Source organism: Streptomyces hainanensis, assembly GCF_004348415.1.
Lineage (GTDB): Bacteria > Actinomycetota > Actinomycetes > Streptomycetales > Streptomycetaceae > Streptomyces > Streptomyces hainanensis.
Window position 1 is genome coordinate 1 of record NZ_SMKI01000060.1, and the last position, 22,508, is coordinate 22,508.

General features: G+C 72.9%; 16 protein-coding genes and 1 pseudogene. 5 read left to right on the forward strand and 12 right to left on the reverse strand.

Annotation, left to right across the window (positions count from 1 at the left end):
- The 7 genes and pseudogenes from E1283_RS38595 to E1283_RS08030 form a co-directional block, all read right to left on the reverse strand.
- Positions 1-86, reverse strand: a pseudogene (locus tag E1283_RS38595) (ABC transporter ATP-binding protein); the annotation flags it as partial.
- A 205-nt stretch (positions 87-291) separates the two neighbouring features.
- On the reverse strand, positions 292-1,314 hold the full coding sequence (locus E1283_RS08005; RefSeq protein ID WP_132817222.1) for a phosphotransferase: 1,023 nt from the start codon (positions 1,312-1,314) through the stop codon (positions 292-294).
- Positions 1,315-1,320: 6 nt separating this feature from the next.
- Positions 1,321-2,970, reverse strand: a complete 1,650-nt coding sequence (locus E1283_RS08010; RefSeq protein WP_132817209.1) for a protein kinase domain-containing protein — start codon at positions 2,968-2,970, stop codon at positions 1,321-1,323.
- Between the two features lie 154 nt (positions 2,971-3,124).
- Positions 3,125-3,946, reverse strand: a complete 822-nt coding sequence (locus E1283_RS08015; RefSeq protein WP_425086143.1) for a maleylpyruvate isomerase family mycothiol-dependent enzyme — start codon at positions 3,944-3,946, stop codon at positions 3,125-3,127.
- A 141-nt stretch (positions 3,947-4,087) separates the two neighbouring features.
- A complete protein-coding gene (locus E1283_RS08020; protein WP_132817211.1) occupies positions 4,088-5,377 on the reverse strand; it encodes a M18 family aminopeptidase in 1,290 nt (429 codons plus the stop codon).
- Between the two features lie 131 nt (positions 5,378-5,508).
- Positions 5,509-7,140, reverse strand: a complete 1,632-nt coding sequence (locus tag E1283_RS08025; RefSeq protein WP_132817212.1) for a hypothetical protein — start codon at positions 7,138-7,140, stop codon at positions 5,509-5,511.
- 182 nt (positions 7,141-7,322) lie between these two features.
- The gene (locus E1283_RS08030; RefSeq protein WP_132817213.1) at positions 7,323-9,152 is read right to left on the reverse strand and encodes an acyl-CoA dehydrogenase; all 1,830 of its coding nucleotides are present in this window, start codon (positions 9,150-9,152) and stop codon (positions 7,323-7,325) included.
- A gap of 124 nt (positions 9,153-9,276) precedes the next feature.
- Between E1283_RS08030 and E1283_RS08035 the strand changes: the two genes are divergently transcribed.
- From E1283_RS08035 to solA, 3 genes are all read left to right on the forward strand, one after another.
- Complete coding sequence (locus E1283_RS08035) at positions 9,277-9,777, forward strand: SseB family protein (RefSeq protein ID WP_132817214.1); 501 nt, start codon at positions 9,277-9,279, stop codon at positions 9,775-9,777.
- Between the two features lie 87 nt (positions 9,778-9,864).
- Positions 9,865-10,821, forward strand: a complete 957-nt coding sequence (locus E1283_RS08040) for a pirin family protein (RefSeq protein WP_132817215.1) — start codon at positions 9,865-9,867, stop codon at positions 10,819-10,821.
- A 177-nt stretch (positions 10,822-10,998) separates the two neighbouring features.
- Entirely contained in the window at positions 10,999-12,120 is a 1,122-nt protein-coding gene (gene solA, locus E1283_RS08045; RefSeq protein ID WP_132817216.1) for an N-methyl-L-tryptophan oxidase, read from the forward strand.
- A 3-nt stretch (positions 12,121-12,123) separates the two neighbouring features.
- Here solA and E1283_RS08050 read toward each other — a convergent pair whose 3' ends face one another.
- Both E1283_RS08050 and E1283_RS08055 read right to left on the reverse strand, forming a co-directional pair.
- The gene (locus E1283_RS08050; RefSeq protein ID WP_132817217.1) at positions 12,124-12,816 is read right to left on the reverse strand and encodes a GntR family transcriptional regulator; all 693 of its coding nucleotides are present in this window, start codon (positions 12,814-12,816) and stop codon (positions 12,124-12,126) included.
- Positions 12,817-12,907: 91 nt separating this feature from the next.
- Positions 12,908-15,085, reverse strand: coding sequence for an ATP-binding SpoIIE family protein phosphatase (locus E1283_RS08055; RefSeq protein WP_341829914.1), 2,178 nt, complete (start codon positions 15,083-15,085; stop codon positions 12,908-12,910).
- 175 nt (positions 15,086-15,260) lie between these two features.
- On the opposite strand from E1283_RS08055, the gene aspS reads away from it, so the two are divergent.
- Positions 15,261-17,030, forward strand: coding sequence for an aspartate--tRNA ligase (gene aspS / locus E1283_RS08060; RefSeq protein ID WP_132817218.1), 1,770 nt, complete (start codon positions 15,261-15,263; stop codon positions 17,028-17,030).
- 52 nt (positions 17,031-17,082) lie between these two features.
- Here aspS and E1283_RS08065 read toward each other — a convergent pair whose 3' ends face one another.
- A complete protein-coding gene (locus tag E1283_RS08065; protein WP_243744678.1) occupies positions 17,083-18,081 on the reverse strand; it encodes an ArsR/SmtB family transcription factor in 999 nt (332 codons plus the stop codon).
- A gap of 59 nt (positions 18,082-18,140) precedes the next feature.
- Between E1283_RS08065 and E1283_RS08070 the strand changes: the two genes are divergently transcribed.
- Positions 18,141-19,352 (forward strand): MFS transporter, encoded by a 1,212-nt coding sequence (locus E1283_RS08070; RefSeq protein WP_243744679.1) that lies wholly within the window; start codon positions 18,141-18,143, stop codon positions 19,350-19,352.
- A 125-nt stretch (positions 19,353-19,477) separates the two neighbouring features.
- Here E1283_RS08070 and E1283_RS08075 read toward each other — a convergent pair whose 3' ends face one another.
- Entirely contained in the window at positions 19,478-20,029 is a 552-nt protein-coding gene (locus E1283_RS08075) for a tellurite resistance TerB family protein (RefSeq protein ID WP_132817220.1), read from the reverse strand.
- A 90-nt stretch (positions 20,030-20,119) separates the two neighbouring features.
- The gene (locus E1283_RS08080) at positions 20,120-22,402 is read right to left on the reverse strand and encodes a heavy metal translocating P-type ATPase (RefSeq protein ID WP_132817221.1); all 2,283 of its coding nucleotides are present in this window, start codon (positions 22,400-22,402) and stop codon (positions 20,120-20,122) included.
- Positions 22,403-22,508: the final 106 nt, after the last annotated feature.

A 22,508-nucleotide genomic window follows, 5' to 3' on the forward strand; every position in this document is an offset into this window, starting at 1 on the left:
ACCCGGCCGGACCTGACGGTGAAGGTCAGGCCGTTGACGGCCGTGGTGCCTCCGTACCGTTTGGTGAGTTCGTTGACTTCGATCACGCCGTCCACGCTGCCGTCGGCGACCCGCTCCCCGCATCGGCGCAGCCGCCTTGGCCCCCTGGGCCCGCCAGGGCCCACCGCGCGGAGCGCGGCAGAATGGGCGGTAGGGGCACCTCCCTGGGGGCCGTCAGCTGGAGGAGGGCGGGGACAAACCCCGCGCGGAGCGCCGGGCACCCCCCGAGGGGAACATCCAACCGGTGGGTGGTCAGTCGCAGAACGCGTCCCGCACCGCCACCGCCTGCGTCGTCCACCAGACGACCAACGCCGCGGCCGCCGCGAACTGCGGGTCCGCGCGGCGGTCACCCCGCTCGTAGTGCCACCGCAGCATCCAGAAGTCGTTGAGCCGTTCCCACCACACCCGGTGGACGGCCGCCGCCAGTTCGGCCGGCGAGGCGCCCGTCGTCGCGCGGTAGGCGCGCGCGTAGGCGCGGACCTTGGGGAGGGCGAGGCTGCCGTCCGGTCGGAGGAAGAAGATCGCGGCGGCCCGTACCGCCTCCTCGGCCCGTGGCTGTACGTCGAGCCGGTCCCAGTCGATGATGGCCACCGGTTCCACCGGGCCCTCGGCCCGGTAGAGGAGGTTCAGCGGGTGGAAGTCCCCGTGCACCCAGCCCTCGGCCGGCACCTCGGCAGGACCGGGCCTGAGGTGGGTGTGGGCGTGCAGCAGGGCGCGCCGCTCCAGTAGCCGGTGTTCGGCGAGCTCGTCGAAGCCGGTGCGGCGCGGCCTGGCCCTGACCCGGCCGAGCAGTTCGTCGATGACCGTGTCCGTCTCGGCCGGCGCCGCCGCGCGCCGGCACGCGGCGCGCGGGCGTGGCGCGCGCCTTATGACGAGTTCGAGCGCCCGGTGCACGCGGCCGAGGAGCGCGCCGAGCCGCCGGCTCTGCGCCCTGCTGAGCTGGCCGCCGTCGCGGTGGCGGCCGTCGATCCAGGGATGGAGCGCGTAGCAGCGGTCCCGGTGGACGACGACGGTCCGCCCGTCGCGGTCCGCGAGCGGCGGCGCGACCGGCAGGCCGAGCTCCGCCAGCGCCGCGGTGGCGCGGTGCTGGCGGAGCAGCGGTGCTATGTCGTCGGGGTCGCCGTCCAGGTGGTGCTTGAGGAAGAAGACCCCGCGGGTGGTCGCGAGCCGGTAGCCGTGGTTGAGCAGCCCCTCGGCCAGCGGTTGGCAGCCGATCGCGTGCCCCGCGTCGTAGCGACGCACCAGCGCGGAGAGGGTGCGGTCCGTCAGACGCATCACGGGTCAGAGGCTGGCGCCGCCAGCCGGGTCGGCGGTGCCGGCGCCCCCGGGTGTCCCCGCGCCGCCGTCGGCCGCGCCGCCGGTCGCCGCGTCGCCACCCTCGGCCGCGCCGCCGGTCGCCGCGTCGCCGCCCTCGGTCACGGCACCCTCGTCGGAGCCCTCGGAGACGGCACCCGAGTCGTCCTCCGGAGGCGGGGTGACCTCCTCATCGGTGGTCGGGTCGGTGGTCTCCGGCTCGGTCGGGTCGGTGGTCTCCGGGTCGGTCGGCTCGCCGGTCTCGTCGCCGCCTGACCAGCCGCTGCCCGGGTCGCTCGGGTAGTACGAGTCGTCGCCCGAGTCGTCCTCGTCCTCGTCGTCGGTGGGCGGCGGGCTCTCGTCGTCCTCCTCCGGCGTCTCCTCGGTGCTCTCGTCCGTGGTCTCGGTCGGGGTGGGCTCCGAGGACGGCGGGTCCTCGCCGCCGCCGCCCATGTTGGCCGCGACGAGCACGCCGGTGCCGATGGCGACGACGGCGGCCAGCGCCACCAGCAGCAGCCGGCCGCGGCGCCCGCCGCCCTGCCGGTGCGGCTCGCCGCCGGCGTCCGGGTTGCCGAGCAGCATCGGCGCGGTGAGCTGGCCGGTCGGCGCGTCGGTGCGGCCGCGCGGCGCCGGGGTGCCCATCGGCGGGGTGGCACCGCCGGTGATCGAGCCGGTGTTCCACAGGCCCACCGTGTGGCCGCCGTGCTCCTCCAGCATGCGCAGCGCGTACTGGATCATGCCGCGCATCTCTTCGGCGGACTGGAAGCGGTCGTCCGGGTCCTTGGTGAGCGCCCGCATGACCATGCCGTCCAGCTCGGGTGGCGCGCTCGGCGACACCTCGGACGGCGGTCGCGGCGTGTCCTGGACGTGCTGGTAGACCACGGAGAGTGGGGTCTCGCCGACGAACGGGGGCCGCAGCGCGAGCAGTTCGTAGAGCAGGCAGCCGACCGCGTAGAGGTCGGAGCGGGTGTCGACGGTCTTGCCGAGCGCCTGCTCGGGGGAGAGGTACTGGGGGGTGCCCATGACCATGCCGGTCTGGGTCATGGTCTGCGCGGCGCCGTGCAGCGCGCGGGCGATGCCGAAGTCCATCACCTTGACCGCGCCGGAGTCGGTGATGATGACGTTGGCCGGCTTGATGTCCCGGTGCACGATGCCGTGCTGGTGGCTGTAGGCCAGGGCCTCCAGCACGCCGGAGACGATGATCAGCGCCTGGCTGACCGGCGGCGCCTCCGCGTCGATCAACAACTCCCTGATGGTGCGGCCCTCGACGAGCTCCATCACCATGTAGGGCATGACGCTGCCGCCGACGACCTCCTCGCCGGAGTCGTAGACGGCGACCACCGCGTGGTGGTTGAGCCCGGCGACCGACTGCGCCTCTCGCGTGAACCGGGCCTTGGAGACCGGGTCCTCGGCGAGGTCGGCCCGCAGCAGCTTGACGGCGACGATGCGCCCGAGCCGGACGTCCTCGGCGGCGAAGACCTCCGCCATGCCGCCCCTGCCGAGCCGGTAGGTCAGGCGGTAACGGCCGTCGCCGACCAGCCCGTTGTTACCCCACATTTCCGGCGTTTCGGGCACTTCATTACCGGTCGCCCCGGGGTTTCCGTCGCCGGAATCCGCGGCGCCATGATCCTGTGCCATCAGTCCTCGCCGTAATCGCTGGATCGCTCGGCCATCAAACCCGTTCCGGGGGCGCGATGACAAGTTGGGTTGTCATGTCGTCGTCGCATACCAGCCGGTGACGGTGCGTGCTCGGCGGGTTGCCGAGCGGCCTCGTGACCCGGTGGGAGGCCGGTCAGTGCGTCAGCGAGAAGCTCCCCAGGATCCGCTCGGCCAGCTCCGTGTCGCCCTCGACCTTCATCCGGTCCGCGACCCGCTTCGCCTTGGTGCGGCCGCACACCACGCGGGTGAACGTCTCCCAGTCCATGGTGAAGGTCACGATCGGGCCGAGCGACGGGCTGCGGTCCACCGAGCCGTTGCCCTCCTCGTCGACCCGGACGGTGCGGAGAAACTCGACCGGGCCGCTCACGTCGAAGACCACGGCCGACTTCTTCGGCGCCCCGGCGTGCTCGGCGATCACCCTCGGCAGCTTGTTCAACATCACATCGCGCGCGATGTGCGCGGCCGGCGAGTTGACATTCCCCGGCTGTCGCAGCGCCCGGCGCAGATCCTGCTCGTGCAGCCAGACGTTGAACACCCGCGCGATGAGAAAGTCCGCCACCGAGATCTTCCCGTGCAGCGGGTGCGGGATCAGGTCGTCCGGCTTCCGGCGCTCGTTGCGCAGCTGCCGGGAGCGGCGAATGATGATGTACTCCAGCTCGCTGGTCATCTCGGGGCCCGTGTGGTGGCGCCGCACGTCCACCTGGACCTCGACGTAGCGGGTCGTCTCGTCCACCACGTGGAACAGGTCACGGGGCAGCGAGTGGATCGGCCGCGGGTCGCCGAGCGCCTCGCACTCGCCGCCGATCACGTGCGAGACGACGTCCCGAACCGACCAACCGGTGCATTCCGTCGGCCGGTTCCACTCACCGTCCACGAGTGTCGAGACGAGCTCTGATATCGCCTCGATACTCTGGGTCCAGGCATCGATATACGGCTGAAGGCTCGGGTGCGGCACGGTCACGGGACCCCTCGTGGCGGTTTCGGCGCTGGGCTTGGGTGTTCACACGTTACGCTGCGCGGGGGCAGCCGGTGAATGCTTTCTGTGTGACGAATCCTAGGCCCTGTCCGGACGGTCGTTCCGGGTCAGGCCGCGGCGTCAGGCGCCCGCGAGGAAAGCGGTCATGGCGTTCGCCAGGTGATAGGGGTCGACCGCCGCGCAGAGCTCCCGCGCGGAGTGCATGGAGAGGATCGCCACCCCGACGTCCACCGTGGCGATGCCGTGCCGCGCCGCGGTGATCGGGCCGATGGTGGTGCCACACGGTATGGCGTTGTTCGAGACGAACGACTGCCACGGCACGCCCGCCCGCTCGCAGGCCGCGGCGAAGACGGCGCGTCCGGTGCCGTCGGTGGCGTACCGCTGGTTGACGTTGGTCTTCAGGATCGGCCCGGCGCCGGCCATCGGACGGTGGTCGGGGTCGTGCCGCTCCTCGTAGTTGGGGTGGACGGCGTGCCCGGTGTCGGAGGAGAGGCAGAACGAGCCGGCCAGCGCCCTGGCCCGGTCCTCGAGGGAGCCTCCCCGCGCGTAGACCGACCGTTCGAGCACGGTGCCGAGCAGCGGCCCCTGGGCGCCGGTGTCGGACGTCGAGCCGTTCTCCTCGTGGTCGAACGCGGCCAGCACCGGGAGGTAGCCGAGCCCCGGGCCGCCGGCCGCCGCGGCGGCGAGCGCGGTGGTGCCGGCGTGCACGGACACCAGGTTGTCGAGCCGCGGCCCGGCCAGCAGCTCGCGGTCCTTGCCCAGGTAGGCGGGCGGTTCGACGGAGTGCGCCATCAGGTCCCAGCCGGTGACCTCGGCGGCCGGCAGCCCCGCCTCGGCGGCCAGGAACTCGATCAACTCGCCCTCGCGCGGCCGGCCGATGCCCCACAGCGGCGTCATGTGCCGCTGCCGGTCCAGCTTCAGCCCCTCGTTGACCGACCGGTCCAGGTGCACCGCGAGCTGCGGCACGCGCAGCAGCGGCCGGTCGACGTTCACCAGCACCGCCCGGCCGTCACGGAGCGTGAGCCGCCCGGAGAGGCCGAGGTCGCGGTCGAGCCAGGTGTTGAGCAGCGTGCCGCCGTAGATCTCGACGGCCAGCTGCTTCCACCCGGCCCGGCCGGTGTCCGGGACCGGCTTGATCCGCAGGTTGGGGGAGTCGGTGTGGGCGCCGACGATCCGGAACGGGGTGGCCGGGGTGGCGTCGGCGGGCACGAACCAGGCGATCAGCGCCCCGGCGCGCTGCACGTACCGCCCGCCGGCGGTGCCGTCCCAGGCCGCGGTCTCCTCGACCTGCCGGAACCCGGCCTTCTCGAGCCGCTGCGAGGCGTTGGCCACCGCGTGGTAGGGGGAGGGCGAGGCGGCCAGGAACCCCATCAGGTCGTCGGTGTGGGCGAGGTCGAACGGAGCGCTCATGGGTTCAGGATACGAAGGAGTCGCCCGTCCGGCCCGATCTCGGCCCATTTCCTCGGCCGCCGCACCGCCCCGCCCGCCGTGACCTCACGGCTCACCGACGCACCGACGCACCGACGCACCGACGCACCGACTCACCGGTCGCGGAGGCCGTCGAGGACGTCCCGCAGCTCGGGGTGGTCGACGTGGCCGTACTCGGCCTGGTGTCCGCTGCCCGCCACCTGGTCCTCGTGGTCGTCGGCCGCGGCCAGCACGGCGTCCCTGGCCGGCCCGTAGACGACGCCGTTGTCCAGCTCGGGCGGCCGGTGGGTGGTGCCGCGCCCCACGAAGTCGGCGACGCCGGCGCTGTCCCCCCACTGCCGGCCGAGCAGCCGGTCCGTGAAGTCGGAGTCGGAGAGCAGGTCGTTGGCCGTGTCCTGGTTCCGGCCCGCGCCGCTCAGCAGGCCGCCGCTGCCGGTGTTCTCGACGATGTCGTCCGGCGCGGAGTCGAAGACCCAGGGGAAGGTGTCGGGCCGGTACTGCTCGCTCGACCGCTCCTGGACGGTGAGCGCGGTCTCGGCGAGGCGCCGGCTGCTGCCGTCGTCGGCGGGCACGGTGGCGTGGGTGAGGAGCTCGCCGAAGCCGTTGTAGTTCGTCAGGGCCTCGCGGAACTCCGCCGAGTCCGGCTCGTTCTCGAACAGCGGGCCGTCCAGCTGGGCGAGGTAGGGCGTGAAGGCGCGCAGCGCGTCGTTGCGGTGCGGCGCCTCGGGATCCGGCACGTTGATGTCGGTGTTGAGCAGCATCATGACGCCGTCGCCGACGGCCGACTGGCCGCGCGCGAGCCGCGTCGCGTCCTCCTCGGACAGCCCGTCGGCCGGCAGGTTCCCGAGCGCGGCGAGGGTCGCGGGGTCGAGCGCGGCGAAGAACTCCTCCAGGTAGCGGCTCTCGCTCACGCTCAACGAACGCGGGTCGGCGGTCGCGACGTTGGCCATCACGTCGTCGGCCATGGCCCGCAACGTCTCGGTGTAGAACTCCACCAGTTCCGGGTCCCCGCCGAGCGTCAGCGTCTCCCTCAGCCCCTCGGCCGCGTACCTGGCCATCTCCGGGCTGGTCCACAGCGTGAGCGGGCCGGCGGTGACGTCGTACCCGAGTTCGTCGAGCTCCTGCCCGTACTGGGTGAGCAGCCGCCGGTACTCGTCGATGTCGCTCGTCATGGAGAAGTGCGCGTACTGGGCGTCCTCGGCGGCGAAGCCCAGGTACCGGCTCCTGATCTCGGCGGCGATCGCCGGTTCGTCGGGCCGGGCCTCGTCCGTGTACTCGACGGTCTGCCGCTCGCCGCCCACGAAGTAGGAGAGGTTGGTCCGCCGCTGGTACTCGGCCTCCGCCGATGCCAGGTGCTCGGCGTAGCGCAGCTCCAGGTAGTCGACGATCATGCTGCGCACGTCGACCTCGGTGTCCTCCGCGGCCCGCATGGCGCGGTCGAGGTAGCGCGAGACCCGGTCCATGTCCTCGCCGTTGCCGGCGAGTTCGGCGGCGGTCCGGCCGTCGCGCTGCCCGCCGTCCACCAGCGTCGCGCCGTCGGCCCCGCCGGAGTCCTCGGCGATCTCGGTGGCCCGCTCGGCCAACTCCCCGGTGTCCGCGGCCTCACCGGCCGCCCGCTGGTACACCCGGGCGGTGTCGCCCATGTCGTCGGGATCGATCTCCGACGAGAACTCCCGCTGCAACCGCCAGGGCCCGACCTCCGCGGCCGTCTCGACCTCGTCCCGGGAGAACGTCAGCTCAGCCATCCTGCGGACCTCCGTTTGCGGATTTGCTGGCAGAACGTTAGGCAGCGGGTGGGGAGGTGTCCACGGAACTTTCCTTTTTCTGAGCGCAACTTGAGCCTCACCCGCGTAGACACGAGCCGGCCCCCGGCGGCGTGGGTGGGTGCCGGGGGCCGGTGGTCTCGTGGTGCCCGTGGGGCGGTCGGTCAGAAGGCGGACTCGTCCAGGTCCATCAGGGACAGGTCGGTGGTCTCGGCGGCGGTGCGGGCCACGGCGACGCCGGGGAGCACGGTGGCCGCGAAGTGGCGGGCCGCGGCGATCTTGCCCTCGTAGAACGGGCGGTCCTTGGCCGAGGCCGTCGGCAGCTTGGCACCCGCCACCGCCGCGCCGCGCAGCAGCAGGTAGCCGACGATGACGTCGCCCGAGGCCATCAGGAGCGCCGTGGTGTTGAGGCCCACCCGGTACAGCGAGCGGACGTCCCGCTCGGTGCCGGCCAGGTCGGTCAGCAGGACCCCGACCAGGGCCTCCAGCTCGGCCACCGCGCGGGTGAGGTGGTCGCGGGCGGCGGACAGCTCCTCCTGGCCCGGCGCCTCGGCGAGGAACTTCTTGATCTCCTCGGCGATGGCGGTCAGCGCCACGCCCTGGTTGCGGACGATCTTGCGGAAGAAGAAGTCCTGGCCCTGGATGGCGGTGGTGCCCTCGTAGAGGGTGTCGATCTTGGCGTCCCTGATGTACTGCTCCAGCGGGTAGTCCATGAGGTAGCCGGAGCCGCCCAGGGTCTGGAGCGAGTGCGCCAGCTGCTCGTAGGACCGCTCCGAGCCGTAGCCCTTGACGATCGGCAGCAGCAGGTCGTTGATCGCCTCGTCCGCCGTGGCGTCCTCGCCGGCGTGCTGCTTGACCAGGATGGCGTCCTGCACGCTCGCGGTGTAGAGCGCCAGGGACCGCATGCCCTCGGCGTACGCCTTCTGCGTCATGAGCGAGCGGCGCACGTCGGGGTGGTGGGTGATGGTGACGCGCGGCGCGGTCTTGTCGGCGAACTGCGTGAGGTCGGGGCCCTGCACCCGCTCCTTGGCGTAGGCCAGCGCGTTGAGGTAGCCGGTGGACAGGGTGGCGATGGCCTTGGTGCCGACCATCATCCGGGCGAACTCGATGATCTTGAACATCTGCCGGATGCCGTCGTGCTTCTCGCCGAGCAGCCAGCCCCTGGCCGGGGTGCCGTGCTGGCCGAAGGTGAGCTCGCAGGTGTTGGAGATCTTGAGGCCCATCTTGTGCTCGACGTTGGTGGCGTAGACGCCGTTGCGGTCGCCGAGCTCGCCGCTGTCCCAGTCGAAGTCGAACTTGGGGACGACGAAGAGGGAGAGGCCCTTGGTGCCGGGGCCGTGGCCCTCGGGGCGGGCGAGGACGAAGTGGATGATGTTCTCCGAGAGGTCGTGCTCGCCGGAGGTGATGAACCGCTTCACGCCCTCGATGTGCCAGCTGCCGTCCTCCTGCCGGACGGCCTTCGCCCGGCCGGCGCCGACGTCGGAGCCGGCGTCCGGCTCGGTGAGCACCATCGTGGAGGCCCACCGCTTGTCCACCATCAGCTGCGCGATCTTGCGCTGCTCCTCGGTGGCCTCGTCGTAGAGGACCTTGCCGAAGGTGGGCCCCGAGGCGTACATCCAGATCGCCGGGTTGGAACCCAGCACGTTCTCGCCGGCGGCCCAGACCAGGGAGCGGGGGGCGGTGAGGCCGCCCAGCTCCTCGCCGATGCTCATCCGCCACCACTCGGCGTCCATGTAGGCGTCGTAGCTCTTCTTGAACGACGCCGGCACGGGCGCGGTGTGGGTGGCCGGGTCGAAGACGGGCGGGTTGCGGTCGCCGTCCTCGTAGGAGAGGGCCAGCTCGTTCTCGGCGAGCCGGGCGATCTCGGTGAGCATGTCCCTGGCGGTCTCGGCATCGGTCTCGGCGAAGGGGCCCGTCCCGTAGACGGCGCCGCGGCCGAGGACCTCGAACAGGTTGAACTCGATGTCGCGGAGGTTCGACTTGTAGTGCCCCATGGCGGCGACTCCGTATGTGGTGGGAGAAAGGCTCTTACCGGCAGGTAACCACTCATGATGCTACCCGCTGGTAACAAGAAGCAAGCGGAAACCAGTCAAGTGTGAGTCAGTAGGCTTTCTGTTCATGTACGGCTACGACAACCAGTCCGCCTACGCCGGACAGCAGCAACAGCCCTACGGCGGGCAGCAGCCGCTGGCGGGGTACGGCGGGCAGCAGCTCTACCCCGAGCAGCCGCAGCCTGCCGCGCCCGCCGCGCCGCCGCCCGCCCCGCCGTCGCTGGCCGACGCGCTGCGCGCCTACACCTCGGGCGCGATGGCCAGCGAGGAGTTCCACGACATCTTCCTGGGCGCCAAGATCTACTGCCCGCGCGGCGAGAACCCCGGCTTCCTGGCGCTGCACAACACCCAGCAGCCGGTGATCCCGCTCTTCACCTCGCTGAAGGAGCTGCGCCGGTACGCCGGCAAGGAGTCCCGCTTCTTCACGGTGACGGGCGGCGAGGTGCTCGACCTGCTGCCCACCGGCTACGGCTTCGCGCTCGACATGGAGGGCGAGCACCGGCTGGTGCTCGACGCGAAGTCGGTGGAGGAGATGGTCGACTACACGATGCGGCGTATGTACGGGTAGCGGCCCGGTGGCCGGCGGGAATGGTGCCCCTCTCGACTTCTGTTTACTGTTCAACTATCGTGGTGGCAGTAGTCGAGGAGGCTCCTCATGCCAGCGATCACCGTTGAGAACCCGCTCACCCTCCCCCGCCTGGCCACGCCCGCACCCGCGGCCGTGGACCGGCCCGTCCGCGCCGTGGTCACGGCGCCGTCCGGCCTGGAGGGCGAGGGCTTCCCGGTCCGCCGCGCCTTCGCCGGCATCCACCACCGCCACCTCGACCCGTTCATCCTGATGGACCAGATGGGTGAGGTGGACTACGCCGCGGGCGAGCCCAAGGGAACCCCCTGGCACCCGCACCGCGGCTTCGAGACCGTGACGTACATCATCGACGGCACCTTCATCCACCGGGACTCGCACGGCGGTGGCGGCGTCATCACCAACGGCGACACCCAGTGGATGACCGCCGGCTCAGGGCTGCTGCACATCGAGACCCCGCCGGAGGAGCTCGTCACGTCCGGCGGCCTCTTCCACGGGCTCCAGCTCTGGGTGAACCTGCCCGCCAGCGACAAGATGATCACGCCGAAGTACCAGGACATCCGCGGCGGCACCGTGAAGCTGCTCACCTCGGCGGACGGCGGCGCCCTGGTCCGACTGATCGCCGGCGACCTCGCCGGGCACGTCGGCCCCGGCGCCACGCACACCCCGATCACCATGATCCACGTCTCCGTGAGCCCCGGCGCCGAGGTCGCCCTGCCCTGGCGCCCCGACTTCAACGCCCTCGCCTACGGCCTCGCCGGCAGCGGCTCCGCCGGCCCCGACCGGCGCCCGTTCCGGATGGGACAGTCGGTGGTCTTCGGCGCCGGCGACACGGTCGTCATCCGCGCCGACGAGGCGCAGGACTCGCGCAGCGCCAACTTCGAGGTGGTGCTGCTCGGCGGCGAACCGATCCGGGAGCCGCTTGCGCACTACGGCCCGTTCGTGATGAACAGCCACGCCGAACTGGCCCAGGCCTTCGACGACTTCAAGGCGGGCCGCCTGGGCACGGTGCCGGCCGAGGACGACTGACGCGGAGCGGTGGGTGGGGGAATCCCGCCCCGCCTCCGGCGGGCGTCGCGGCCGGGCCGCCCGGCCCACCCGCGCCGAGCGCGGCCGGTGGGGAAGTCGTGCGCGGACGGTAGCCGGTTGGCCGCTCAGCGGCTAGGTTCGACGGCCCAGGAGGCTCGCGACATCCGGGAGACGCGTATGACGACGGACGTGGAGATCGCGGTGGTCGGGGCCGGGCTGATGGGCTCGGCCACGGCCTGGGCGGCCAGCAGGAGAGGCCGCTCGGTGGCGCTGTTGGAGCAGTTCGCGATCGGGCACGCCCACGGCTCCTCACACGGCAGCGCCCGCATCGTGCGGCGCGCCTACCACGAACCGCACTACGTCCGGCTCACCGGCCGCGCCATGGTGCTCTGGCGCGAGCTGGAGGTGGACGCGGACCAGCGGCTGTTGCGGATCACCGGCGGCGTCGACCACGGGCCGGTCCGCGCGCCGGAGCGGATCGCCGCCACCCTCGCCGAGTGCGGGGTCGAGCACGAGCTGCTGCCGCCAGCCGAGGCCGAACGCCGTTGGCCCGGGCTGCGTTTCGCCGGACCGGTGCTGCACCACCCGGAGGCCGGCACGGTGGACGCGGACGCCGCGGTGGCCGCGTTCACGACGCTCGCCGAGCGACGTGGCGCCGAGGTGCGGGCCGAGACGCCGGTGCGGCGGATCGTCGTCGAGGGCGCGGAGCGGGTGCGCGTCGAGACGGACGCCGGGCCGCTGACCGCCCGCCGGGTCGTGGTGGCCGCCGGCGCCTGGGTCGCGGGGCTGCTCGGCGACCTCGTCCCGCTGCCGCCGTTGACCGTGACCCAGCAGCAGATCTTCCACTTCCCGCGGCGCGACCCGGCGGCGTCGGAGCGCTGGCCGGTGATCATCCACGACGAGGCCGACCTGGCCGTGTACAGCCTGCCGGGCGGCCGCGACGGCGGGCCCGGCGGCGGGTGGAAGGCCGCCGCGCACCGCGGCGGCGTCACCACCGCCGAGACGAGGGACGGGGTGGTCGACCCGGCGGTCCGCGCGGGGATGGTGGACTATGTGCGGAGCTGGCTGCCGGGCCTCACGCCCGAGCCGTTCAACGAGGCCACCTGCCTCTACACCTCGACGCCCAGCGAGGACTTCCTGCTCGACCGGGTCGGGCCGGTCGTGGTGTGCTCCCCCTGCTCGGGGCACGGCGCCAAGTTCGCCCCGCTGATCGGCGAGGTCGCGGCCGACCTGGCGGCGGGCCTGGTGGGACCCGACCGTCGGTTCACGCTGGCGGGGCACCGGGCGGTCGTCGGGTGAGCCTCAGTGCGGCTCGCGGGCACGCTCCTTCGTGTCCAGGCCGGTCATCAACGCCCGCCGGCTGGCCCGGACATGCTCCCGCATCACCCGCTCCGCGCTGTCGCCGTCCTTGGCGGTGACCAGCTCCAGCACGCGGTGGTGGTCCCGGTCGGACAGCGGGGCGCGGCCCGGCTGGCTGAGCGAGGTGGTGACCAGGCGCGCGTAGGGCAGCTGGTTCATCAGGATCCGGTGGTGCGACGCCAGCTTGGCGTTGTCGGCGCCGGTGATCAGCAGGTCGTGGAACTCCCGCACCAGCCTGGCGTAGCCGTCGCGGTCGTCGGCCGCGACGGCGGCGTCGGCCGCGCGCAGGTTCTCCTCCAGGCGGTCGAGCTCGGGGACCCGGCCGCGCTGCGCGAGCAGCCGGGCCGCCGCCCCCTCCAACAGCTCCTTCATCTCGAACAGTTCGGCGATCTCGCGGCGCGACGGCGCGGTCACGAAGGTGCCGACCCGGGGTCGGATCTCGACCAGGCCCTCGGTCTGCAACTGCTTGAGCGCCTCGCGGACCGGCGTCCGGCTGACGCCGAACGACTCGGCCAGCGCGACCTCGGACAGACTCGCGCCCGCCGGGAGGTCCCCGCTGATGATGCGGCGCCGCAGCTCGGCGATCACCCGGCCCCGCACGCTGTGGCCGCCGCCTTCTCGCGTGAGCTGACTCATCGAGCCTCCCCCTCGTGGGACAAGGACGTCGACCCAACCTAGAGCGGGCGTCGCCGCGCCGCCGAAGAACCGGCCGGCGAACCGGTTCGCGCTACGTACCCGACCCCTCGTCCTCGGCCGGTTGCCGCTCGTGGAGCTCGAACCAGGTGGTCTTGCCCATCCCGCGCGGCGCCGAGCCCCAGGCGTCGCAGAGCGAGTCCATCAGCAGCAGCCCGCGCCCCGACGAGGCCAGTTCGCCCGGCTCGCGCAGGTGCGGCAGCTGGTCGCTCGGGTCGCTCACCTCGATCCGCAGCAGCCGGTCACCCGGCTGGCCGCTCAACTCGGCGACCAGCAGCGCGTCCCCGTCCGTGTGCCGCAACACGTTGGCCAGCAGCTCGGACAGCATCAGCACCGCCCCGAACACCCGCTCCGCGTCCACCCACTCGTGCAGCATCGCCGTCAACTCCCGCCGGGCCTCGGCGATCTTGGCCGGCTCGGACTGCCCCACCACGAGCACCAGCCGCCGCACCCGGGACGACACCCCGGGCACCCCCGGCACCCCCGGCACCCCGGACGGCTCCGACGGTTCCCCGGCGACCCCGGCCGGGCGGCGCAGCAGCACCAGCGCGATGTCGTCCCGGTCCGCGCGGGCCAGCGCCGTCGTCGCCGTCACCGCGTGGCCCGGGATCTCCGCGGTCGGCTCCTGCACGGACTCGATCAGCGCGTCCGCGAGATCCCCGAGCTCCATCCCGCTCAGCCCGCGCAGCGCCCGGCCGAGCCGCGCCCAGCCCACGTCCAGGTCGCGGTGCCCGGTCTCCACGAGGCCGTCGGTGCAGAGCAGCAGGATCTCGCCCGGCTGGAGGTTGAGCCGGGTCGTCGGGTAGTCGCCGCCGGCCCCCTCCATGCCGCCGACGCCCAGCGGCAGCCCGCCGGCCGTGGGCCTCGTCAGCAGCCTGCCGTCCGTCAGCACCATCCCCGGATCCAGGTGTCCCGCCCTGGCCACGTCCAGGGTGCCGGTCGGCGGGTCCACCTCCAGGTACAGGCAGGTCGCGAAGCGCGGGTCGTCCCCCGCCGCGTCGCCGCCGGTCAGCCCGGCGAGGAAGCGGGAGGCGCGGGAGAGCACGGCGTCCGGCCGGTGCCCTTCCGAGGCGTAGGCCCGCAGCGCGATCCGCAGCTGCGCCATCACGGCCGCCGCCCGCACGTCGTGCCCCTGCACGTCCCCGATGACCAGCGCCACCCGCCCCGACGGCAGCGGGATGACGTCGTACCAGTCGCCGCCCACCCGCAGCCCGCCGCCGGTGGGCACGTAGCGGGCCGCCACCTGCATCCCGGGCACCACGGGGCGCGGCGACGGGCGCATCGTGTGCTGGAGGTCGGCGGCCAGCTCGCGCTCGGTGTCCTGGAGGAACGTCCTGGACAGCGCCTGGGCGAGCAGCCTGGCCAGCGTGGAGAGCATGGCGCGGTTCTCGAGGGTGAAGTCCACGGGGTGGGTGAACGCGACCAGCCAGGACCCGATGAGCCGGCCGGCCACCACCAGCGGCAGATAGGCCCAGGACGACCGGTGGTACTGCGCGATGACCGGCCAGTAGCGCGGATAGCGCTCGGCGTACTCCTCGGGCGTGCTCAGATAGACCGCGCGCCCGGTGCGCAGCACCTCGGCCGCCGGATACCGGGCGCTGATGTCCATGGGGAAGTTGAGGCCGCTGGTGTCGATGGGGGTGCCGTGGTATTCGGCCAGCCAGAGGCGGTCGCCCTCCCGCGAGTAGATCGCGATCCCGTCGGGCGAGAACCCCGGCATGGCCAGGGCCGCCGCCTCCCGCAGCACCTCCTGGGGCGTGCTCGCCTCCGAGAGCGCCTGCCCGGCCTCCAGGACGAACGCCTCCCTGGCCCGCTCCCAGTCCCAGTCGAAGCCGCCGGGCCGCTCGTGCTCGGGACCCTCGCGCTCGGCGAACGACGGCACCTCCACCAGGGTGCCGACCAGGCCCTCCCCGACCACCCGGTTGAGCCGGACGCGCAGCGTGCGGAGCACCCGGCCGGTGTCGTCCACCACCCGGAACTCGCACTCGGCGACCCGCCCCTCCGACTGCTCCAGAACGGCGACGCGCTGCATCTCCATCCAGTCCTGGATGGGGATGCGGGACCTGATGGCCGCCTGCGACAGGGTGGTGGGCGCGGCGTCCAGCCCGAAGAGCGCCGCGGCGGTCGCGTCCAGCACGCCCACGCCGCGTGCCTGATCCCAGACCCACACCCCCGTCCGGGAGGCGGCCAGCACGTCCTCGGTGCGCATCATGATCCAGCTTATGCCGGTATGTCGCTCGGCGCTGGGCAGGCGGTACCCCGCCGTGGGACGGCCGGTACCCCGCCGTGGGACAGGGGGAGAAACGGGGCGGGCGGCCCCGGAACGCGGCGGTAGTCTGAGGGACCGTCCCTCTCATGACCCTCACGACCAACGACTTGGATGAGCGATGCATCGGTACCGGTCCCACACCTGCGGTGAGCTGCGCGCCACCGACATCGGCAAGGATGTCCGGCTGTCGGGCTGGCTGCACAATCGGCGGAACCTGGGCGGCATCCTCTTCGTCGACCTGCGTGACCACCACGGCATCGTGCAGCTCGTCGTCCGTCCCGGCTCGCCGGGCTACGACGCGGTCAACGAGCGGTTGAGCTCGCTCGCCAAGGAGACCGTGCTGCGGGTGGACGGTCGGGTCGTCGGGCGTGGGGCGGAGAACGTCAACCCCGAGTTGGGCACCGGCGAGATCGAGATCGAGGTCGGCGAGATCGAGGTGCTGGGCGGCGCCGAGCAGATCCCGTTCACGATCAACGCGGAGGACGGCGTCAACGAGGAGCGCCGCCTCGAGTACCGCTTCCTGGACCTGCGCCGGGAGCGGATGCACCGCAACATCATGCTGCGCAGCGAGGTCATCTCGGCGATCCGCCGGAAGATGACCGACCAGGACTTCACCGAGTTGGCCACGCCGATCCTGTCGGCCACCTCGCCGGAGGGCGCGCGGGACTTCCTGGTGCCGTCCCGGCTGCACCCGGGCACCTTCTACGCGCTGCCGCAGGCGCCGCAGCAGTTCAAGCAGCTGCTGATGATCGCCGGCTTCGACCGCTACTTCCAGATCGCGCCCTGCTTCCGCGACGAGGACGCGCGGGCCGACCGGTCGCCCGGCGAGTTCTACCAGCTCGACATGGAGATGAGCTTCGTCGAGCAGGAGGACGTCTTCGGCGTCATCGAGAAGGTGATGACCGAGCTGTTCGAGGAGTTCGGCGGCGGCCGGCACGTCACCTCGCCTTTCCCGCGCGTCCCGTTCCGCGAGGCGATGCTGAAGTACGGCTCGGACAAGCCGGACCTGCGGGCCAAGCTGGAACTGGTCGACGTCTCCGAGGTGTTCGCCGGCTCCGGCTTCAAGGCGTTCGCCGACCAGCACGTGCGGGCGCTGGCCGTGCCGGACACCGCCGACCAGTCGCGGAAGTTCTTCGACCAGTTGGGCGCCTTCGCGATCGCGCAGGGCGCCAAGGGCCTGGCGTGGGTACGGGTCGGCGAGGACGGCCGGACGCTGACCGGGCCGATCGCCAAGTTCCTGACCGAGGCCGACGTCGCCGCGCTGCTCGGCGCGGTCGGCGCGACCGCCGGCACCTCGATCTTCTTCGGGGCCGGCGAGTTCGACGAGGTCTCGAAGATCATGGGCGCGGTCCGGGTCGAGGCCGCCAAGCGGGCCGGGCACTTCGAGGAGAACGTCTTCCGCTTCTGCTGGATCGTCGACTTCCCGATGTTCGAGCGCGACGAGGACACCGGCGCGATCGAGTTCTCGCACAACCCGTTCTCCATGCCGCAGGGCGGCATCGAGGCGTTGAACAGCAAGGACCCGCTGGACGTGCTGGCCTGGCAGTACGACATCGTGTGCAACGGCGTCGAGCTGTCCTCGGGCGCGATCCGGAACCACGAGCCGGACATCATGTACCGGGCGTTCGAGATCGCCGGCTACAGCCGGGACGACGTGGAGCGCGAGTTCGGCGGCATGCTGCGCGCCTTCCGCTTCGGCGCCCCGCCGCACGGCGGCATCGCCCCGGGCATCGACCGGATCGTGATGCTGCTGGCCGACGAGCCGAACATCCGCGAGACCATCGCCTTCCCGCTCAACGGCAACGCGCAGGACCTGCTGATGGGCGCCCCGAGCGAGGTCTCCGAGGCCCGCCTCCGCGAACTCCACATCGCGCTGCGGAAGAAGTGACCCCCGGTTCTCCGGCGGGCGGCTCCGCAGCCCGCCGGAGAACCGACAACGGTCAGCCGTTCGCCAGGGCCGCGCCCAGCGGGGTGTGTTCGTAGCGGACGGCCCGGCCGGTGCGGGTGCGGGTGACCAGGCCGGCGTCGCGCAGCACCGCCAGATGGCTGCCGACGGTGCCCAGGCTCAGGCCGAGCTGGGCGACCAACTGCGTGGTCGTCGCGGGGACGTCCAGCGCGCGCAGCACCTCCGCGCGGCGCGGGCCGACCAGCCGGCTCAGGGCCGCACCGCCCGGCGTACGGGCCGCGGGGCCGAGCAGGTCCGCGATGCCGCGGGCGGGATAGACCAGGGCATAGGGCCACGGCGGCTCGACGTAGCTGATCAGCGTGCCGAACACCGTCGGCATCAGCAGCAGGCCCTTGCCCGCCAGCCGGTGCCGGTCGCACTCGGTCCGCGAACCCGTGCGCACCTCGATGGTCCCGGCCTGCCCCTCCGAGCGCCAGCTCACCCGAGGGTCGAGATCGGACAGCGCCGCCGCCCAGCCGTACATCGCCAGATGCCCGGCGCGGCGGACCAGGTCACGCTCGAGCACCGCCCGCAGCCGCGGCCAGTCCGGCTCGATCAGGGCCTGCCAGCTCGCCTCGATCGCGTCGGCGAGCCGGGTGACCACGTCCGGCGCGTCGAGGACGCCCCGCACATGGCGTGGCGGCGTCCGCAGCCCCGCCAGGTTGCGGGCCAGTTCCAGGCGGGCCCGGCGCAGCGGCGTGGCGCGCACGACGGCCAACTCGGCGGCGAAGTCGCCACCGGAGCCCGACGGCGGCGGATGGACGAAGTCGGCGTTGTAGCCGCCGTGGCGGAACAGCGCCGTCAACGCCCCGACCGCGGGCACCTGCCGGCGCAACCGCTCGTACCGGGGCGCGATCCGCTCGGCCCACGGCCGGAGCGGACCGGCGGCCTGCACGCCGGCCGCGACGCGCAGCGCCTGCATCGCCTCGCCCAGCGGCGAGATCGCGTAGCGGGTACGCGCCACGTCGACGGGTCCCACCTCGATGGCCAGCATGTTTCGCCTCCATGCGAAAGCATAGTCACCGTGGCCTGGCTGCCGTGACGCTGTCGGCCATGACCACCCCATCCGTCGCGCCACGCCCGGCCACCTACCGCGAGGTCTTCGCCGTGGGGCAGTTCCGGGTGCTGTTCGGCAGCTACACGCTCTTCCTGATCGGCGAGACGGTGCGGATGCTCGCGCTGTCCGTGATCGTCTACGCGGCGACCGGGTCGCCGCTGATGTCGGCGCTGGCGTATGCGGCGGGCTTCCTGCCCTATGCCCTGGGCGGCGCGCTGCTCCTGGCCTTCGCCGACCGCTGGCCCCCGCGCACCGTGATGGTCGGCTACGAGGTGCTGCGCACCGCGGTCAGCGCCGTGCTCGCCGCCGGTGTGCTGCCGGTACCGGCCATGTTGGCGCTCGTGTTCGTCACGGGTCTGCCCAGCGCCGTCGCCTCCGCTTCGCGCACCGCCCTGCTGCCCGACCTGCTGGACGGGGACCGCTACGTGCTCGGCCGTGCCGTGTTCTCCATGGCGGCCGGCGGCACGCAGGTGCTCGGCTTCGCCGCCGGCGGCATGCTGATCGCCGCCGTCGGCGCGCCAGGCGCGCTCTGGATCACCGCCGCGACCTGCCTGGCCTCGGCAGGACTGCTGCAACTGCGCCTGGCCGACCACCCGCGCCGCCGCACCGGCGGTTCGGCCGGCATCGGCGAGACCTGGCAGGTGAACCGGGCGCTGCTGCGCCGGCCCGCGGTCCGGGCGCTGCTGCTCGCGCAGTGGCTGGCGCCGGCGCTGATGGTCGGCGCCGAGGGCGTGCTGGTCCCGTATGCCGCGGAGGTCGGCGTGCCTGACGCGGCCGGCCTGCTGTTCGCGGCGGTCGCCGCCGGGATGTTCGCCGGCAACCTGATCGTCGGTCGCCTGGTGAGCCCTGCGGGCCGGGAGCGGCTGGCCGGCCCTCTCGCGCTCGCGCTCGGACTGCCGCTGCTGGGGTTCGCGCTGAGCCCCGCACCGGTGTACGCCGCCGTCCTGTTGACGGTGTCCGGATTCGGCGTCGCCTACCAGCTCGCCCTGGCCCACCGGTTTCTCGACGCGGTGCCCGAACCACAGCGCGGACAGGCGTTCGGCCTGCTGCTGACCGGGACGATGACGCTGCAGGGCCTCGCCGCCGCGGCCGGAGGCGCGCTGGGCGAAGTGGCGGCCCCTGGGCTGGTCGTCGCGCTGGCCGGCGCGGCCTCGGCCGTGGCCGCCCTGACGTCCTGGCGAACGCTGTCGCCCACCCGGCGACCCTGACGGCGGAAGAGGGGCGCGGCGGTCGACTGCCGGGGGTGGGCGGGGCCGGCCCCGCCCACCCGGGGCGGCGTCAGCCCTCCGGCATCGCCGAGGGGAGGACTCGTCGGTCTCGCCGGCCGGGCCGCCTACAGGTTGAACTCCGTTGGGGACAGGTTCAACACCCCGCACGCCTCGCGCAGCACGTGCAGCTCCGCCTGCGCGAAGTAGCCGTCGGCGCCGGCGATCACCATGCCCGTCTGGATGACGGCCCGGGCCTCCATCGGCTTCTTGGCGACCTTGGCGATCTCCTCCAGCACCGCGCCGCGACCGAACTGCGGGTTGGAGACCAGCTGGTCGACGTGCTTGTTGAACCGCTGCCGCAGCGAGTCCGGCGGGAAGTTCTGCAGGACCTCGTTGCTGACGATCAGTGACTCGACGCGCTGCCGCTCCGCCGCGTCCACCGTGCCGTCGGCGGCGGCGACCAGGGCGCACACGGCCATGCTCGCGTCCCGGTAGCCGCCGCTCTTGAGCTCCGTCTTCATCGAGGCCAGCTGGGTCTTGAACATCCCCATCATCTGCGAGCGCGAGCCGCCGGAGCCGCCCGAACCGCCGCCCGGGGCACCGCCCGGGCGCCCGGCGCCCGAGCCTCCCCTCGACTGCTGCAAGCCCTTGGCCGAGTCCTTGATCCGATCCCACATAACCGCTCTCCCCGTCACAGTCCGTTGTCTACCGATCTCGCACCGTCAACGGATGCCGGGGCCCGGGAGTTCCCCGATTCCCAAGAGTTCTTAAAGTTCCCTGGCCCGGAAGGCGCGCAGCCGCAGGCTGTTGGCCACCACGGAGACCGAGGAGAAGGCCATCGCCGCGCCCGCCAGCATGGGGTTGAGCAGCCCGGCGGCGGCCAGCGGCAGCGCGGACACGTTGTAGCCGAAGGCCCAGAACAGGTTGCTCTTGATGGTGCGGAGCGTCCTGCGGGACAGCCGGATGGCGTCCGCCGCGACCAGCAGGTCCCCGCGGACCAGCGTCAGGTCGCCCGCCTCGATGGCCGCGTCGGTGCCGGTGCCCATGGCCAGGCCCAGGTCGGCGGTGGCCAGCGCGGCCGCGTCGTTGACGCCGTCGCCGACCATGGCCACCGTGCGGCCCTCGTCCTGGAGCCGCCGCACCACGGCCACCTTGTCCTCGGGAAGCACCTCGGCGATCACCTCGTCGATGCCGGCCTCAGCGGCCACCGCCCTGGCGACCCGCTCGTTGTCCCCGGTCAGCAGGATCGGGGTGAGCCCGAGCGCGCGCAGCCGGCGCACCGCCTCCGCGCTGGTGGGCTTGATGGCGTCGGCGATCTCCAGCACCGCCCGCGCCTCGCCGTCCCAGGCCACCGCGATCGCGGTGCGGCCCCGCTCCTCGGCCGCCGCCCTCGCCTCCGCCAGCGCCGCGGGCAGCGCCAGCGCCCAGTCCGCGAGCAGCCGCTCCCGACCGACCAGCACGGCGTGCCCCTCGACGACGCCCTGGACGCCGAGGCCCGGCACGTTGACGAAGTCCTCGACGGCCGGCAGCGCGCCGCCGCGCTCGGCCGCCGCGCTCGCGACGGCGCGCGCGATCGGGTGCTCGGAGGCGTGCTCCAGGGCGCCGGCCAGCCGCAGCGCCTCGTCCTCGGTGGTGCCGGCCGCCGTGTGCACGGCGAGCAACGTCATCTTCCCGGTGGTCACGGTGCCGGTCTTGTCCAGCACGATGGTGTCGGCCCGGCGGGTGTTCTCCAGCACCTCGGGGCCCTTGATCAGGATGCCGAGCTGGGCGCCGCGCCCGGTGCCGACCAGCAGCGCGGTCGGGGTCGCCAGGCCCAGGGCGCACGGGCAGGCGATGATCAGCACGGCCACGGCGGCCGTGAAGGCCGCGGTGAGCCCGGAGCCGGTGCCCAGCCAGAAGCCGAGGGTGCCGAGCGAGAGGGCGATCACGACGGGCACGAAGACGGCCGAGATCCGGTCGGCGAGCCGCTGGGCGGCCGCCTTGCCGTTCTGCGCGTCCTCCACCATCCGGGCCATCCTGGCCAGCTGGGTGTCCGCGCCGACCCGGGTGGCCTCCACGACGAGCCGGCCGCCGGCGTTGAGCGTGGCGCCGGTGACCGGGTCGCCCACGGTCACCTCGACCGGCACCGACTCGCCGGTCAGCATCGAGGCGTCCACCGCGGACGAGCCCTCCACCACCACGCCGTCGGTGGCGATCTTCTCGCCCGGGCGGACCAGGAACCGGGTGCCGGCGGCCAGCTCGCCGATCGGCACCAGCTCCTCGCGGCCGCCCTCGCGCACCACCGTGACCTCCTTGGCACCCAGCTCGAGCAGGGCGCGCAGCGCGGCGCCCGCAGTCCGCTTGGCGCGGGCCTCGAAGTAGCGGCCGGCGAGCAGGAAGGCGGTGACGCCGGCGGCGGCCTCCAGGTAGATGGCGGACGAGCCGTCCCCCCGCTCGATCGAGAACTCGAACGGGTGGGTCATGCCGGGCGTCCCGGCGTCCCCGAGGAACAGCGCCCAACCCGACCAGAGCAGCGCGGCCAGGGTGCCGACCGAGATCAGCGTGTCCATGGTGGCGGCGCCGTGCCGGGCGTTGGTCCAGGCGGCGCGGTGGAACTGCCAGCCGCCCCAGACCACGGCGGGTGCGGCGAGGGTGAGCGAGAGCCACTGCCAGTAGTCGAACTGCCAGGCGGGCACCATGGCCAGCACGATCACCGGGGCGGCCAGCGCCACGGTGACCAGCAGCCGGTGCCTGAGCGGGCCGAGCTCGTCGGCCGCGGCGCCCTCGTCGGCGGCCGGCTCGGCGGCCGCGGCGCGGGGCGGCGGCGGGGGCTCGGCCGTGTAGCCGGTGGCCTCCACGGTGGCGACCAGGTCGGAGACGGTGACGCCCTCGGCGAAGGCGACCCGCGCCTTCTCGGTCGCGTAGTTGACGGTGGCGCTGACCCCGTCCATCCGGTTGAGCTTCTTCTCGATCCGGGCGGCGCACGAGGCACAGGTCATCCCGCCGATGACGAGCTCGACCTCGGCGGTCGTGTCGCCGGTGGCGGTTCCGGTGGAAGTGCTGGTTGTCATCGCTGATCACGTCTCCTCGGCGCCCAGAATACCCCAGGGTGGTATGGCCGACCCCAGGTCTCCTGTATACCCCTAGGGGGTATCTGGACGCAAGGGCGCCCCCGCC

What these genes read in the sequence shown, in the direction of transcription:
- E1283_RS08005 (WP_132817222.1), bottom strand. Translation starts at nt 1,314, where the DNA reads ATGCGTCTGACGGACCGCACCCTCTCCGCGCTGGTGCGTCGCTACGAC.
- E1283_RS08010 (WP_132817209.1), bottom strand. Translation starts at nt 2,970, where the DNA reads ATGGCACAGGATCATGGCGCCGCGGATTCCGGCGACGGAAACCCCGGG.
- E1283_RS08020 (WP_132817211.1), bottom strand. Translation starts at nt 5,377, where the DNA reads ATGAGCGCTCCGTTCGACCTCGCCCACACCGACGACCTGATGGGGTTC.
- E1283_RS08025 (WP_132817212.1), bottom strand. Translation starts at nt 7,140, where the DNA reads ATGGCTGAGCTGACGTTCTCCCGGGACGAGGTCGAGACGGCCGCGGAG.
- E1283_RS08030 (WP_132817213.1), bottom strand. Translation starts at nt 9,152, where the DNA reads ATGGGGCACTACAAGTCGAACCTCCGCGACATCGAGTTCAACCTGTTC.
- E1283_RS08035 (WP_132817214.1), top strand. Translation starts at nt 9,277, where the DNA reads ATGTACGGCTACGACAACCAGTCCGCCTACGCCGGACAGCAGCAACAG.
- E1283_RS08040 (WP_132817215.1), top strand. Translation starts at nt 9,865, where the DNA reads ATGCCAGCGATCACCGTTGAGAACCCGCTCACCCTCCCCCGCCTGGCC.
- solA (WP_132817216.1), top strand. Translation starts at nt 10,999, where the DNA reads ATGACGACGGACGTGGAGATCGCGGTGGTCGGGGCCGGGCTGATGGGC.
- E1283_RS08050 (WP_132817217.1), bottom strand. Translation starts at nt 12,816, where the DNA reads ATGAGTCAGCTCACGCGAGAAGGCGGCGGCCACAGCGTGCGGGGCCGG.
- E1283_RS08055 (WP_341829914.1), bottom strand. Translation starts at nt 15,085, where the DNA reads ATGATGCGCACCGAGGACGTGCTGGCCGCCTCCCGGACGGGGGTGTGG.
- aspS (WP_132817218.1), top strand. Translation starts at nt 15,261, where the DNA reads ATGCATCGGTACCGGTCCCACACCTGCGGTGAGCTGCGCGCCACCGAC.
- E1283_RS08065 (WP_243744678.1), bottom strand. Translation starts at nt 18,081, where the DNA reads ATGCTGGCCATCGAGGTGGGACCCGTCGACGTGGCGCGTACCCGCTAC.
- E1283_RS08070 (WP_243744679.1), top strand. Translation starts at nt 18,141, where the DNA reads ATGACCACCCCATCCGTCGCGCCACGCCCGGCCACCTACCGCGAGGTC.
- E1283_RS08075 (WP_132817220.1), bottom strand. Translation starts at nt 20,029, where the DNA reads ATGTGGGATCGGATCAAGGACTCGGCCAAGGGCTTGCAGCAGTCGAGG.
- E1283_RS08080 (WP_132817221.1), bottom strand. Translation starts at nt 22,402, where the DNA reads ATGACAACCAGCACTTCCACCGGAACCGCCACCGGCGACACGACCGCC.